Source organism: Bacillus sp. BSL6 (genome assembly GCF_052928345.1).
In genome coordinates, this window is the sequence record NZ_JAVGCW010000012.1 from 1 (window position 1) to 16250 (window position 16250).

Below are 16250 nucleotides of genomic sequence, written 5' to 3' on the forward strand. Positions count from 1 at the left end.
GTTTTTTTGAGAGGTAAGTGTTAACAAGTGTTGAAATGACAAGGTTTTTCCATGATACAGGTATATGTACTTAAGTTATGCACCCTAAAATAGACTTAAGCACATATATCTAGATATATGTGCTTAAAGGTATGTGGCTATTATTATGTGAAAGTTGGAGAGTGATTTTTAAAAATGGCGCACAAATCCTTTTGTTTGGATAAGAAATGAAGCAAAATGGTGCTTTGAATCATTGGATTGGATAGAAATTTAAGTGTATTGGACAATATTTTATGAATGTATGTATTGGAATTTTTGTTCGTATTTTGTATACTAAACGTGAGTTTTTCTTACAGTAGGCAATCTTTCAGTTTCTATGAAACGCAACTAATCTGTTAATTATGTACGGTGTCAAACAAGCTCTTATGTCAATGGATATAAGAGCTTGTTTGCATGTGTATCCCTCTTTTATGTACAATGAAAGAAAAACATCTTATGAGATGGGGAGAGGAAAACCCATGTCCAATCAACAATTAGTAAATTTACGCATTGATTTTGCTTTTAAACAATTATTTGGTACAAGTGGAAATGAAGATATTCTCATTGCTTTTTTAAATGCTATGTTGCAAGGTTCTTTAGAATCTCCTATTGTTTCTTTGCAATTAGAAGATCCACACTTGCACCGGGAACATGAAGAGGACAAATTATCGATTTTAGATATTTCTGCAACATTAGATACGGGAACAAAGGTAAATATAGAAATTCAGCTCAATAATAATCATGATATGATTAAGAGGAGTTTATATTATTGGGGAAGGCTATACACATCCCAACTACAAAAAGGAATGCCATATAGTTCTCTTCATAAAACCATTACCATTAATTTATTAAACTTTGTGATGTTTTCAGAATATGAAGCATTCCATACAACAGGAGTCTTATGGAATCAACAACAACAGAAGGTATTAAGTAGTGATATCGAAGTTCACATCGTAGAGATTCCAAAACTCATGCAACAGTGGCGAAATGAACAAGTAAATCCCTGGGAAGATTCATTTGTTCGTTGGTTGTTATTACTTCCAGCGAATGAGGATGAACAATTAACCCAAACATTGGAGGATATTGCGATGAACCAAGACCCAATTTTACAAAAAGCGATGAATAAATGGGAACGTATGAGTCAAGATTCTTCTTTCCGACAAGCATATGAAGCAAGGGAAAAAGCGTTGATGGATGAAGCCGCAAAGTTTGCCCATGCTCGTAATGAAGGAATTCAAGAAGGGAAAATACAAATGATTAAAGGTATGTATGAACTTGGCGTACCAATTGAAACAATTGCAAAAGCAAGTAAATTAAGTATAGAAGAAGTTGAGCTTATTTTGAAAGGAAATTCATAATAAACAACTAAGATAGTAAAAGAGCCACAATCCCCAATGGCTGGGATTGTGGCTCTTTCTTTTACGATGCAAGAAGAAGACACAAGAGAAAAGATCAGTGACAAGATATTATACATAGAAGAGACTTGTCACCGTTACGTTCTCTGTAAGAGTATAGCATAAAATGATTTTGATAAGGGATAGCAAAGCGCAAACTTGTTGCATGATATATAGTGTATAAAGTACAAAAAACGTTTAACAGTTAGTATCGATCAAAAAGATATAATGTATGTTACCAATATACGGAACATATATTGGTAAATGTGCCTATTTTCTCGAAAAGGAGAGGAAAGTAATTTAAATAAGTGCTTTCCTCTTTTGACGTGTACCTATATGACCTACAGATTGCTCTTCAATAATAATTATATATCCATTCAATGATATTTGGCTTCCAATCTTGATCTTTAATTGGATTTATTTTGTTGCTGATCCTAATTAGTATAAAGTTTCTAATCGATTCTAATATTATTAGTAAAATTCGTTGTAGTAGGAGATAAAATATGAAAAATATTGTTTTCAAGTTAATGATTGCATTGTTTGTGTTCATGTCAGGTAGTTAGTTTCATATCAATGCTTATGCTGAAAATGTAGATGTAGTTAATAAAGGATTTTCTCATGAAGAAAAGGCACCCATTCGAGTGCCTTTTACCTAAACCATTATATCTAATAAATAAGCTTCGATTATTTATTAGATATATTTTGATAGTGAGTACAATAAAATTCATTTAACTTTAATACAGCATATAGTACTTCTTCTGGATCATTTTTTTCGAGCATTTGTGTTATTGATAAATAATACAACCTAGTATTTAATTGTTTCAATTTCATAGTCATTCTTAAACCTTTCAGTTCATCTAACATTAAATGATATCTTTTAACATCGTCAGGATTACTAGGAGTGTGTTGTTTAATAATATGCTCACAATCTAGAATTAATTTTATAAATTCATAATCATTCTCCATGCTGGCCTCCTAGAAATATCTCATTGTAGCCAATTGTTATTTACGTCATTAATCCAATATTGAAGTGCGCCACCTTTTCTATATTCTTGCACTGTATCTGTCCCATTTAGATATTGAGTTTGAGGGGCTGTTAATCCTTTAAGCATTTTAATCCCCTTTGGTACTTGAATTTTGTATATCGTATTGAGTGGATTTCCCCATGCTTCTAATACAGCCAACTCATTTCTAGTTTCTTCAATACTTCTCGCTTTATCTCCCCACCAATAACCAAGACCGTATTTAGACTCTGGTTCCCCAGATTTACTTCTTCTATATAGTGTAAGTGGTTGATTGGTCTCGACAATTTCTATTTTTAACTCTTTAAATGCTAAAACATCCGAATTTGTTCCTTTAAAATCAAAATTAAAAAAACCAAAATTACGTATTATCTCTCTCTTCAATGTGGCGCGTTCCATTATGTTTAGATTTAAACTATCTATTTTGTCTAAGGTAAGATTAATCTCTTTAATTGACCAGTTATTAACATCACTACTATTAATATAACTAATTTTCTCGTTTAAATTGGTATTATCATTAAAAACATTAGCAATCTGATCAATTTTATTTAAACCTGTGTTATTTGTCTCCGCATGTATATTAGAGAATGGGGACAATAATCCAAATAAAATTAAAAGTAGTGTAATATAAAGATATTTTTTCATACTATGTAATTAGCTCCTAACAATATAATTTTTTGAACCATTATTGTGTAAAACAAACGGGCTGGATTTTAAGCTTAGCAGCTCATCAGCACGTGTACAAAATGATCTTATTTGGGTAGTTCAATTTTTAGTGAAGATTAGGATTTACTAGTTTGACATATACTTAACTTTTTCAAAGAATTCTTTTAAACGTACAAACCCCTCTTTATCTCCACGTGTCGAAAAAACATCTTGATCTTCATGGGAAACGGCAATAGCTGGAATCGTTTTAAAAAGGGCAAAAGCTTGTTTTTTTTCTTTTATTTCATTAATTTTATGGAAAGGTATCTGTAATGAAATAGGAAGCTTGCCAAACACTTCACTATAAAATAACAATTGTCGTTCTGTATATGCTAAAATCCCTTGCACAGGAGTAGAATTTCCATTTGGTACACCGACTAATCCGGATATACCATTTTGCATTTCATAATAGGTTGTAATCATACCTTGTACGCTCTCATTGGAAGTCATTTTTTCTTGAAACTTTTTCATTGCATGTTCTTTTAAAATCATATCAACTTCTCCTTAAAATAAGATTTATTCTTAATTTTTTACTAGAAAAGAAATACTAAATATTAATAAAAAAGCTAACATTACTAAAAAGGATATTATTATAAATTAAAAAAACCAAAATTAAGCGCGAGCAGTCTTCATATAAATGACAAAAGTATTCTTTTTATGCGCAATATATATCTATATAATATAGGGATATAACGATTATATCAACCTATTACTGGAAATTAATTGCTACTCATTTGTATTAGAATCTTTTTTGATTAGAGACACAATACAAATTATAAATGTAGGATATAAGCATTTCTTTTAATACCTACATAAACTATTTATTGTTACAAAGAACATATAATTATTATAACTTTTCTATTCTATAATTCTTACCCATTTTTTCATTTCCTAAATAGAATTACTTATTTTTATGGTGACCCTAACTATAAAAACTTGTAGTGTATATACTAACTGTTTTATCTGGTGAATTGTTTCAGGAGACAATCTTATATGTATAACGATATAAAAAAGACAAAAGTAACAAATTTGGTTTTATGAACACATCACAAATTATAATTAAATGTAGTGTGTCTATAAATTAATAATATAATATAATTTAATTTAATTTACTCAACATGATGTTATATGTTTTGTATGTTTATATAATAATTGTTTTATATGTTTTATATGTTTATATGTTTTAGGAAGCTGAAACCTGTTGATATATAAGGGATTATAGCACTTCAACATAACAAAAATGGTTTTAAAGATAACAAATTTGGTTTTACCTATAACAAAAATGGTTTTAAAGATAACAAATTTGGTTACTTCAACATAACAAAAATGGTTTTAAAGATAACAAATTTGGTTTTACCTATAACAAAAATGGTTTTAAAGATAACAAATTTGGTTGCCGATATATTACGAAAACGAATCTAAAGATAACAAATTTGGTTACTTAATCGTATGAAAAAAGATTTAAAGATAACAAATTTGGTTATATACTATATGGTTTTATAAAGATTAAGCTTCATTATTTAAGTACTTTACAGTGGGAAGTCTATTGTAAGTTTCTGAAAAAAATTAACTATAACAAAGTGAATTTGTTTGTTATAGTTAATTTAGCAGTAGAGGTAGGAAAGGAATGACGTATGTAGATATGTCTATAAATCAAGACTTACAAATTAAAGAGAATAATATAGTTTCTAAATCAAATACCTTGATAGAAGCTAATTCACGTTTGAATTTAGTTGAACAAAAGATGTTACTTTGTTTGGCAAGTAATATTGAACCCAATGATCGGGATTTTAAAACATACACATTTCCAATTAAACAATTTCATGATCTACTTGGTTTGAATGGATCTACTAAATATACAGAGTTAAGTAAGATTACAAAGGAACTATTATCAAAAGTAATAGAAATTCGAGCAGGGGAAGAATTAATACAAGTATCTTGGCTTTCTTCAGCAATTTACAATAGAAATAAAGGTACAATTGATATGCGTTTTGATCCTTTATTAAAGCCATTTTTATTAGAATTAAGTAGCAAATTTACAAGTTATAGATTGGCTAATGTTGTTAAATTAAAAAGTACATATGCCATACGTATTTATGAATTACTCAAGCAATATGAAGATTTAAAAGAACGTACAATTAGTCTAGAAAATTTAAGATATTACTTAGATGCGATGGATGTATACCCTAACTATGCAAATTTCAAGCAACGTGTGTTGAAGCCCTCTCAAAAAGAATTAAACCAAAAAACAGATATTTCATTTGAATTTGAGGAAATTAAACTAGGTAGGAAAGTACAAAAAATTAGATTCATCATTCGTTCTCAGAAAAAGAAAGATTCTGATTTAGTTCATTTTGAAAAGAAATTAGATAAGTTTCAGCAGCCAAATACATTCGAACAAAAAATTAAAAGATTTGAAGAACGTTGTAAAGAAAAGGTGTTTCCTAAAGTGTTTGAGAAATGGGAAGAGCATAAAGAAATTGTATTAGAAATAATTGAGGATATACGTTTTCGTTCAGATATTGATTCGCCGATCGGTTATGTAGAATTTATTCTAAATTCCCGCTTAAAAGAACTTTCCGATAAAAAAATATTAAATAACAGTAGTCAAAATGAAGAAGAGTCTAAAAATAATAAGTTACTAGAAATTGATACGATTATAGATTCCGTTATTAGTAAATATTCAACAGCTACAGGGGCTATAGCTACATTTTTAGTTAAAGATACAGCAATTGAAGAGTTAGTGAGAGTAGTTTCATTAGAGGAAGCTGAAGCTATTTGGAAAGAAAAAGAAGAGTTTGTTATGGATAAAATTTATGGACTCATTAAAAGAAATAGAAATAAGAAAAGATACTAGTGTTACATAAAAGTTTTTTCATTCCGAAAGAATTTTTTAAGTGTTGAAATTCTCTAAAATTCAATGTATTACATTTTTGTATTTTCTCACTTTGTGAAGCCAAGAAAATATCATCACTTCTGAAAGAACCCGAACTCCAGTGGGTTCTTTTTAGCATTATAGCCAAGAAGACTCTTTCTTCAAGGAGGGTGAAGGGGTACAGCCCAGTAAATAGGTGAGAGATGAATTGGCTTGGCTATCCCTCACTCCTAAACGAAGTGAAAGTGGGGGGTATTTCAAAAAGGAAGTACTACATCACTATCAGGGTTAGGGTTTAAATATGGTATATGTTAGTGTGTTTTTTGATTTCTATGATTAATTTAAATACAGGTAGGGGTTATTACCGCATTATGTAAAAAGTAAAACCGCCCATCAGGACGGTTTTACTTTTTACATAGTTTTTGAAAGGTGAAAATTTTTTCACTTTCGCTATTTTTTTAATGAAACTAGAATTGTAATTAAAAGAAAAGCAACAAAAGCTAACATGGGAATAGTTATAAAACCAAACCAATTTAAATAATCCACGTTACAAGGAATTAATTCTTTACAAGATGTAATCTTTGATAAAGACGGTATTTTTTGAATAAGGATATGATAAAACGACATTAATAAACCCATTATTGAGAATGGTAGTATATACAACTTTGCCTTTGGATTTTCTGTATAGATTACTATGAAAATTATTATTACTAAGGGATACATTAAAATCCTTTGGTACCAACATAACTCACAAGGAATAAAGCCAAATATTTTACTAAAAGATAAACTTAATATAGATGCATATAATGCAATTACCCACGATATATGTAATCGATATTTAATAATAAAATTAAACATTATTTCTTCTCCAATTCTTCTTTTATCATGCTATCTATTTTATTTAAATCAAATGGATTGGAGTTAATTTCCTTACCATTATCATCTACTATAGATTCTACACGTACATTATTAATAAATAATGTAGGCGTACTATTTAAATGTGCTTCCCTAGCAATATTACGATCCTTTTCGACTGATTGTTTTACTTGTTCATCTTCTATATCTCTCATTAACTTATCAACATCTAAATTATTAATTTTACTTGCCCCTTTAGCAATTAAATCTTTAGTAAGCCACTCTTTATCAACATCTTTTTGGTAACTAAATAATTCATCTGTTAATAAGATTGAGGCATCTGGATTTTGCTTATAAGCGGCTTCTAATGCTAATGCACCTAAATAAGCATCTTTTCCATGTTGCTTCAAAGGAGCATTGATGAATACAATTTTTGCTTTATGTGTATCTATGTACTTTTCTTTTAATTTTGGAAAAACTTCTTTTTTCCATTCTAAGCAAAAAGGACATTTTAAATCAAAAAACTCAACCATTGTTACAGGAGCATTAGGATCCCCGATAATCGGTTGATTTTCAATGTTTATTTGAGCTGTGAGGCTTTTATGACTCTTAGCTTCGTGAACTACCTTTTTTTCTTGTGCATTAGACATAAAATAAAATCCTAACCCACCAAAAATAATTGCCAATATAGAAAAAATAAGAAACGTCTTTTTCATATATTTCTCCCCTTTGTTTATTTTCTGATATTTAGTTATATTATTTATTTTATATAAAAATAAATAGATTTTAAATACTAAATTTCATAAAATTAGGAAAAAGTCATTTACTGTAAGCAGAAATTTAATATGTTAATCGTTTATAAAAAGAAATATTGAACTCTAGGCATATAAAGGATAAGTATAATACTCCCATACTGGTTATTTATTATAAATCACCAGTATGGGAGTATTTAAATTTAAAAATTATAGACCATATAGAATATGAATTGTATATTAATTTTTAAAGTAGCCTTTTAACATACTTTTTTCAAAGCGATTGGGATATAAATCGTTAAGCATTGAATAAGGACTACCATTCCAATATCTTTTTAATGGTGTCCATAACTTATGTTTTATTAACCATTTTTGACTATATACACTTAAAAGCTCATTTTCTGTCAGTCTTTCTTTCTCTTCAATAGTCCATTTTAATGCTTCTAAAGCTTTTTCCTTAGTCCAGAAATGATTAGGTGTTATAGCGAATTCCCACTCTTTAAAACGCCCTGGATACAAATCATTAATCATTCTATATGGGCTGTCATTCCAGATTAATTTACAAGCTGATGCTAATTTATTAGCAATTAGCCATTTTATATTATAAAAATCAATTATTTGTTGGCTGGATAGCTTTTCTTTCTCCTCAATAGTCCATCTTAGCGCTTCTAAGGCTCTTTCCTTAGTCCAGAAATGATTAGGTGTCATAGCAAATTCCCACTCTTTGAAACGCCCCGGATACAAATCACTAAGCATTGAATAGGGACTACCCTTCCAAAATATATTTAGAGGTGAAGCAAGCTTGTTTTGTTCTAACCATTTTTTTCCGTACAATTTCAAAAGCGTTTCTCTAGATAACTGCTCTTTCTCTTCAATAGTCCATTTTAGTGCTTTTAAAGCCTTTTCTTTAGTCCAAAAGTTTAAAGGAGCCATACCAAATTCCCACTCTTTAAAACGTCCCGGATATAAATGATCAATGGCCTTATAAGGGCTATTATCATAACTATGATTAAGCAAGCCACGTAGTCTGTACTTCACCAATAATGGTGTATTCCACTTCTTTCTAATTTCCTCTTCATCCCATTTTAAAATTGTTTCAATTAAATATTTTATTACTCTTCGAGCGAGTTCATTATCAGTGTCTTCCTTCCATGTATTTGCAGGAAATCGACTTCTCTTTCCATCTAATATTTCTTGATAAATCTCCTCTATAGCAACTGCTTGTATTAGCAATTGAGAAAACCTCCTATAATTTGGTGAAAGTTTAAGTATCTTGTAGAAATAAAATACATTATTGTTAATTCTGACTATAATGATACCATAAGAAGATTAATTATTAAGTATTTTAATAAAAATAAAATACTTAATAAAGTAAATATTTATTTTATTTTTCTAATTCTTCAGTTATACTAAAATAGTATAATTTTATGTACATAAATAAAAGGAGATTAGAATTATGGGGAAACTAAGTAAGAACGATATTATTCAGACTATTCCGCAAAAGGGTTTTTTCGGTCATCCTAAAGGTCTATTTACTTTATTCTTTACAGAGTTTTGGGAAAGGTTCTCTTACTATGGCATGAGGGCTATATTACTTTACTATATGTATTATACGATTTCAAAAGGCGGACTAGGAATGGATCATGCAACTGCTGCATCGATTATGGCCATTTATGGTTCTCTAGTTTACATGTCAGGTATTATTGGTGGTTGGGTTGCCGATCGTCTATTAGGTTCAAGCAAAACAGTCTTTTGGGGTGGAGTTTTAATTATGATAGGCCACCTGATTTTAGCATTACCTGGTACTATTAGTACTTTATTTATCTCAATGGTATTTTTAATACTTGGAACAGGTTTATTAAAACCCAATGTATCTAGTGTAGTTGGTGAGTTATATAGTGAAACAGATACACGTCGGGATTCAGGATTTAGTATTTTCTATATGGGAATTAACTTAGGTGCATTTTTATCACCTTTTATTGTTGGTACATTAGGACAAAAATATAATTTCCATCTAGGTTTTGGTATTGCTGCAATTGGTATGTTACTAGGATTAATCATTTTTGTTGTTACAAAAAAGAAAAATCTTGGATTAGCAGGAGAACAAGTGCCAAATCCTTTAACAAAGGATGAAAGAAAGAAAGTATTGAAACAGTTTAGTATTGGTATCGTAGCTATATTACTATTTTGTCTTGCAACAATACCAACAGGTATTTTAACTATAAATCTATTTACTTTAATAGTAAGTATATTAGGCGTTGTTATACCAACTTGTTACTTTATTTTTATGTATCGTAGTCCAAAAACTACAGAAGTTGAAAAATCTCGTTTAATTGCATATATACCATTATTTATTGCTGCTACAATGTTCTGGGCTATTCAAGAACAAGGCGCTATAATTTTAGCGACTTATGCTGATCAACGTACTCAACTAAAATTAGCAGGGGTTGAACTTCAATCTTCATGGTTCCAATCGTTAAATCCTATTTATATCATTTTATTAGCACCAGTTTTTGCATGGTTGTGGGTTAAGCTTAATACACGTCAGCCTAGCACAGCTAATAAATTTGCTATAGGTTTATTATTTGCTGGTTTATCATTTTTAGTTATGATTATCCCTGCATATATTCACGGTACAGAATCGCTTGTAAGTCCTATATGGCTAGCAATTAGCTTCCTTTTAGTAGTAATCGGGGAACTTTGTTTATCACCTGTAGGTTTATCAATTACAACTAAATTAGCACCAGCTGCTTTCTCAGCTCAAACGATGAGTCTGTGGTTCTTAACTAGTGCAGCTGCACAAGCTATAAATGCTCAACTAGTTCGATTATATAATCCTGAAACAGAAATTATTTATTTTGGTGCAATTGGTGGTCTTTCAATTATTTTAAGTGTTATTTTATATTTTATGGCTCCAAAGATTCAGGTATTAATGAAAGGAATAAAATAAAAAAACTGTGCCAAAAACTTGTTAAAATACAAGTTTTTGTGCACAGTTTTTTTATTAATCTAGTAACAAACGAGAATCCTAAAACCAAGCCAGGATAGGAATGGATAAAAAATGAATAGAGTCATAGAAAAAGGCGGATTCTTTGTGAGAAGAGAAATCCGCCTTTTTCTTGTACTTTTCATTTTTAAAACCTTACTTTCGAGAACAATAATTATGTAAATAAGCTTTCCATATGGACAGCTTATTGTATGTTTTTGCTTAGCGTGGTTCTTTTCAAAATGCTGTCGGTACCCTATTGCTATCAATCTAAGAAATCAATCACATCCAAAACGAAAAAAACGAGTTGAATTCACATAAATAACTGTAGAAAAGTAAAAATTCCGTTTAGGGGGTACTTCAAGACCTTAGCATGATGGGCATGTATAGTGCCCCCTAATAAAACACCATGTTCCGCTTCCCACCATTATCAACACTAAATTCTCATTTTTAACTAGTCTTTTTTATCCGTAATTCTATATTTTGATATTTTGTTCCAAATCCTAAAGCAATAGCAGCTCCAATACAACTTGAGAGACAGCCAGCAAATAAATATACAGATAAATCTGATTCGCCAATTATCACAGAAGCTATTCCTCCAATTGCAGGAAAAAGTGCTACCATATAACCACTTTTTGCACCTCCAATTCTATCTACAAGTTTTAAATAGAATAACCATGCTACAAAAGAAGCAATTAGGGTTAAGTATAGTAAAGCAGATAAGTATGAAATAGATGTTGGAAAGATTAGTTTTTCTCCTTGAAGTAATACAATCGCTCCTATTAATACACTTCCTGCTGTAAATCCAATTGAATTTGCATATACGGGATTAACCTTATGTTTTGAATTTCTTGCAGAGCTAGCATCTCCTATCGCTGTAAGAATAGTACCTAGAATAGCCATTATAATTCCTTTTACATCATCAAATCCTTTAAAACTGTTTATATTCGGGTAGATAAGAATACATACGCCTAGCACTCCTAGAATTCCCCCAATTAAAATACGAAAATGTAGCTTCTCTTTCAAAAAAATTCGAAGGGCAATTGGAGTTAAAATAACTTTCAATGAAAAAATCAAAGTTACGATAGCGGCAGAACTCATTATAGTAGCATAATAGAGGCATAGGTAACTCAATGCAAAATTGCAAATGCCAAATAAAACGACAAATGGAATATCTTTTCTATTAGGTTTTCCATTAGGTTTAATAAACCATATGAGAACTAAAAATAAGATTGCCGTTAGAACTAAACGGTATAATAACGAGAGTTCTAGACTAACTGGTGTACCTTGAATCTTAACTACAATAAAATTAAGTCCCCAAACAATTAAACAAAATAAATACATAATTTTAACCAACTTATCATCATTCCTCTTAAAAAAATATTGTATGAATTCCTATACTTAATACTAATCCTTGCTGTCATTTGTAAAAGGTACAGTTTATAATAATTTAAAATGACAGTTGGGGTGTATTAAGTGAAAGAACTCATTTTTAATATAGATCAGAGTGGTAATGTTCCAATGTATCAGCAAATATATGTTTATATACGGATGCAAATATTATCAGGGAAAATTACCTATGATACAAAACTACCTTCTATTCGACAATTAGCAGAACTTTTAAATGTAAGTAGAAATACTACACAAGTGGCTTATGAACAACTTCTAGCAGAAGGTTATATACGAAGTGAAAATAAAAAGGGCTATTTTGTACAGGCAGATGTGTCTAATCAAGTACTTACATATGAGCCTACTGTAATAACTCCTAGAGGAAGACAAAAAGATATAAGAAAAACTATTGATTTTAAAATTGGTACGGTGGACAGGGAGAACTTTCCTATTGCAAAGTGGAGAAGCCTAACAAATAAAGTCTTAATGGATCCTATCATGTATTCCTATGGGGAAAAACAAGGGGACATGTTGTTAAGGACAGCTATATCAGATTATCTGTTTCAATCAAGAGGTGTAAGTGCTGTTAATAAGCAAATACTGATTGGTAGCAGTACACAACATTTGTTATTGATTTTGACCCTTCTTTTAAAAAAAGAATTTCATAAGATAGCTGTAGAAGACCCTGGTTACAATGGAGCAAGGGAACTTTTTTCCTTACAGTCATTCTCCGTGGAACCTATATCTGTTATTGAAAATGGCCTTGACGTTAATCAATTGTGTACAACAGACACAAGATTGGTATACGTTACACCGACTCATCATTTTCCATATGGCTTAACGATGCCTGTTAGTGAAAGGTTACAACTTATTAACTGGGCTGAACAGGTTAATGGATATATTATTGAGGATGATTACGATAGTGAATTTCGTTATATTCATCAACCTGTCCCCTCTTTACATAGTATAGATTCTAATGATAGAACTGTGTATTTGAGCACATTTTCTAAAGCATTATTACCCTCAATCCGTGTAAGTTACATGGTATTACCTAAACGATTACTTCCTACGTATGAGAAAATTGGGCCTTTACTAGAACAAACTGCTTCTTCTGTTCATCAAAGAACGCTAGCCCACTTTATATTAGAGGGATATTGGTATACACATTTAAGGAAAATGAAAACTCTTTATAAACGTAAAATAAAAGTACTATGCGGGGTACCGCCCACATTTTAACGAAAATATACGCTAAGCAAATTTCGACATAAAATGAGCTGAATTTCCTACTCTAAGGAATATTCGGCTCATTTTCTTTATTTAGGTTGTAATTTGTTCTCTTCATATTCTTTTAGTATCTTATAAAAAGTATTTTTCTTAAGTTCTAATAGTTCCATAAATCTAACGCTCGTTATTTCTCTTTTTTTCCACTTTGCATAAGTTTCTTCTATTATAATTAGTTGCTTTTGGCTTAATGCTGAAAGGTTAAATGGAGGACGCCCTAAATGCTTACCTTGAGATTTAGCAACTGCAATACCTTCAGCTTGTCGCTGACGAATCTTTTTCCGTTCTTGATCCGCAACATAGGAAAGTAAAGATAAAAATTGATCTTCCATTAAACGTCCCATATCCCCCATCTCACGGAACTTACGACTATCAAACAGTGTTTCATTTTCTAAAACAACAATATCTGCTTGTAATTCTCTAGTGATGTATTTCCACTCCGCGATTACTTCGTCATAATTACGCCCCATACGATCTAAGGCATCTATGTAAACAATGTCACCTGTATTCAATATTTTTCGTAATAATTGATACTGAGGACGATCAAAGTGTCGTCCACTTGCTTTGTCGACAAAAATACGTCGGGCTTCCACCCCTCGTTCCATCATCTTATGTAATTGACGTTGTTCATTTTGATCTTTTGTACTTACACGTATATATCCATAAATATTAGTCAATTTTGGTACTCCCCTTATATTTGTTACTATAATTATATCACTTTCGTTTATAAAGGTATTCATTGAAAATAAACGTTTATAAATTAAATGAATATATCTTTACAAACGTGATTTTTCAATGTTTCATAGACAATACGTAAATGTTTGTAAAGGTATACCTTTATAAACCACCATTTACTTTTCAAATTGGTGAGAGAAATATTCCAATTGACATTTTCAAAAATATTGATTTTCTAGTGCCAAATAATCCGTATTTAATGGGAAAATTGTCTTAACGTACAGCAAACACCTTGAAATGTGTCCAAATTGTGACGTAACGTACAATTTTCTTTTTTTGATATGGTGAGGCCTATTTACTTCTTATTGCATTTACCACTTTCATTTTCCAAATTTATAAAAAATTATACCTATATTTAGGAATTTACCAGATGGTAATTTTCAAAATCACTAAGTCTCTAGTTAGGACAGTGCCCAGATCATTACGCCTTTCTTGATGTCAGAACTTTCCCAACCTTAATTCTCTTTTTTTCGTTCTTAATATCTTATACAAGTTCTTATAAAGGTAGTCCATAATATATAACAGACAATCCCTTCATATTCCATACGTATACTGGTTACATAGTTTGTACATGTTAAGAGTAACAGAAGGAGGGATTCCAGTTGGAGTGGATTTTTTATCTATACCTGTTAAATACGTTCTTTATCTTATTCATAGCAATTTGGGAAGTTCGTCGGCCTGCCAAGGCTTTGAATTGGATAATAATCGTCCTTTTTTTACCTGTCATTGGTTTCTGGCTATATCTTAGCATATCAAACCCTAAGTTTATTCATCGAAAAAGATTGACCTGTTCTAAAAATGAATCTAACAAATTACCTGAGACATTCGGTGCTTCAGCATCGGTAATTGCCAATGCTTTACGGCATTTCACTGTGAATGGGCTTCGAATGGGCCAAGTCCAAGTGTTTAACAATGGGATAGCAAAATATGATCAACTCCTTGTATCCCTGCAAAAAGCCCAAGAAACCATTGATCTGGAATATTTCATCTATCGGAACGACCAAATTGGTAATCGAATCACAGAACTGCTAATCGAAAAAGCATTAAATGGAGTGCAGGTTCGTTTTATGAGAGATAGCTTGGGGAGTTATAAATTCCCGCGTGAAAAAATCCGGCAGATGGTTGAAGCAGGGATAGAATGCAGGACAATATTTCCTCTGCGATTTCCCTGGATTTTGTCCAATTGGAATTATCGGGATCATTGTAAGATTGTGACGATTGACAGAAAGGAATCCTTTACTGGCGGTATGAACGTTGGGTATGAATATACAGGATTAAAGCCAGACGTAGGATTTTGGAGGGACACTCATTTGCAAATTATAGGGGAAGCAACAGGCGACTTGCAGACTGTTTTTGATGTTCATTGGGAAATCGCTGTGCCGGAAAGGATAAAATCAAAAACAAATTTGAAAACAAAATCAGAGGTAACGAAAATCAATTCAATCGGCAGAGCAGATCATTCCAAATGGTCAGCCGAATTGGGATCAGAGTTGAGCACCCTTGATGATAAAAAAATGGACATATCCGGAAAAACTAGGACATTGCATAAAGCGTATATCCATACGTTGGAAGGAAACCCTGGAATTCCTACCCCAGTCATTCGGCAAGCTTACTTTATATGTATAACACAGGCGACCAAGACTATTGATTTAACAACACCCTATTTTGTACCAGAAACGGATATTATCATGGCATTAAAGACAGCAGTAACTCGTGGTGTCCGTGTAAGATTGCTGGTTCCTCGCCACAATAATCAAAAAATCGTGGGTCTTGCAAGCCGTACTTATTACGGAGAACTTATAGAAGCTGGAGTTCAAATCTACCAGTACGACAAAGGAATGATACATGCGAAGGTGTTGACCATCGATGAGGAGATTGCTGCCGTAGGCTCAGCAAACTATGATATGAGAAGTTTTCGCCTGAATTATGAGGTGTGTCAAGTCGTGTACAGTGCTGATGTGACAAGGGAACTCACAGAGCAGTTCGAGAGGGATCTTACTGATTCTGTACCATTAAGAATTGAAGACTTGGTGCAACGATCCCTGACCGAGCGCATTGTTGAACAGGGTGCTCGCGTGCTTTCTCCATTATTATAAGTTGAAAAAACCGGTATTATTTATCTTTCTGATTTTAATTAGCTTACATGTTGTAATATAAATATTTTAAAACATGAGGATTTTTGAAATCGAGTGAAATATAAAATGGAGGAATAAATTTTGGGTGAAGTTTTTTTGGGTT

The 16250-nt window shown here is 31.3% G+C and carries 12 protein-coding genes and 1 pseudogene; 5 read left to right on the plus strand and 8 right to left on the minus strand.

The annotated features are described in order from the left end of the window. Positions 1-497 precede the first annotated feature (497 nt). On the plus strand, positions 498-1376 hold the full coding sequence (locus tag RCJ96_RS25060) for an Rpn family recombination-promoting nuclease/putative transposase (RefSeq protein WP_061157371.1): 879 nt from the start codon (positions 498-500) through the stop codon (positions 1374-1376). 720 nt (positions 1377-2096) lie between these two features. Here the strand turns inward: RCJ96_RS25060 and RCJ96_RS25065 are convergent. From RCJ96_RS25065 to RCJ96_RS25075, 3 genes are all read right to left on the minus strand, one after another. Then, entirely contained in the window at positions 2097-2378 is a 282-nt protein-coding gene (locus RCJ96_RS25065) for a hypothetical protein (protein WP_061157370.1), read from the minus strand. 20 nt (positions 2379-2398) lie between these two features. Beyond that, positions 2399-3079, minus strand: coding sequence for a hypothetical protein (locus tag RCJ96_RS25070; protein WP_050224832.1), 681 nt, complete (start codon positions 3077-3079; stop codon positions 2399-2401). A gap of 147 nt (positions 3080-3226) precedes the next feature. Then, the gene (locus RCJ96_RS25075; RefSeq protein ID WP_050224831.1) at positions 3227-3631 is read right to left on the minus strand and encodes a GRAM domain-containing protein; all 405 of its coding nucleotides are present in this window, start codon (positions 3629-3631) and stop codon (positions 3227-3229) included. Positions 3632-4781: 1150 nt separating this feature from the next. Here RCJ96_RS25075 and RCJ96_RS25080 point away from each other — a divergent pair. Then, positions 4782-5996, plus strand: a complete 1215-nt coding sequence (locus tag RCJ96_RS25080) for a replication initiation protein (RefSeq protein WP_061114591.1) — start codon at positions 4782-4784, stop codon at positions 5994-5996. Between the two features lie 468 nt (positions 5997-6464). On the opposite strand, the gene RCJ96_RS25085 is transcribed toward RCJ96_RS25080, so the two are convergent. The 3 genes from RCJ96_RS25085 to RCJ96_RS25095 all read right to left on the minus strand — a co-directional run bounded on the left by RCJ96_RS25085 (position 6465) and on the right by RCJ96_RS25095 (position 8854). Further along, complete coding sequence (locus RCJ96_RS25085; RefSeq protein ID WP_061114589.1) at positions 6465-6872, minus strand: disulfide oxidoreductase; 408 nt, start codon at positions 6870-6872, stop codon at positions 6465-6467. Beyond that, on the minus strand, positions 6872-7585 hold the full coding sequence (locus RCJ96_RS25090; protein WP_061114588.1) for a thioredoxin domain-containing protein: 714 nt from the start codon (positions 7583-7585) through the stop codon (positions 6872-6874). The genes RCJ96_RS25085 and RCJ96_RS25090 overlap by 1 nt, the downstream gene beginning before the upstream one ends. Positions 7586-7861: 276 nt before the next feature. After that, entirely contained in the window at positions 7862-8854 is a 993-nt protein-coding gene (locus RCJ96_RS25095) for a DUF4046 domain-containing protein (RefSeq protein WP_061114587.1), read from the minus strand. A gap of 223 nt (positions 8855-9077) precedes the next feature. Between RCJ96_RS25095 and RCJ96_RS25100 the strand changes: the two genes are divergently transcribed. Further along, the gene (locus RCJ96_RS25100; RefSeq protein WP_061114586.1) at positions 9078-10571 is read left to right on the plus strand and encodes a peptide MFS transporter; all 1494 of its coding nucleotides are present in this window, start codon (positions 9078-9080) and stop codon (positions 10569-10571) included. Between the two features lie 486 nt (positions 10572-11057). On the opposite strand, the gene RCJ96_RS25105 is transcribed toward RCJ96_RS25100, so the two are convergent. Beyond that, on the minus strand, positions 11058-11951 hold the full coding sequence (locus tag RCJ96_RS25105; protein WP_050224842.1) for a DMT family transporter: 894 nt from the start codon (positions 11949-11951) through the stop codon (positions 11058-11060). A gap of 132 nt (positions 11952-12083) precedes the next feature. Between RCJ96_RS25105 and pdxR the strand changes: the two are divergent. Then, a pseudogene (gene pdxR / locus RCJ96_RS25110) lies at positions 12084-13208 on the plus strand (MocR-like pyridoxine biosynthesis transcription factor PdxR); the annotation flags it as partial. 101 nt (positions 13209-13309) lie between these two features. Here the strand turns inward: pdxR and RCJ96_RS25115 are convergent. Further along, positions 13310-13954, minus strand: a complete 645-nt coding sequence (locus tag RCJ96_RS25115) for a recombinase family protein (protein WP_277931967.1) — start codon at positions 13952-13954, stop codon at positions 13310-13312. A gap of 660 nt (positions 13955-14614) precedes the next feature. Here RCJ96_RS25115 and RCJ96_RS25120 point away from each other — a divergent pair. Beyond that, complete coding sequence (locus RCJ96_RS25120; RefSeq protein ID WP_000454745.1) at positions 14615-16108, plus strand: phospholipase D-like domain-containing protein; 1494 nt, start codon at positions 14615-14617, stop codon at positions 16106-16108. Positions 16109-16250 lie beyond the last annotated feature (142 nt).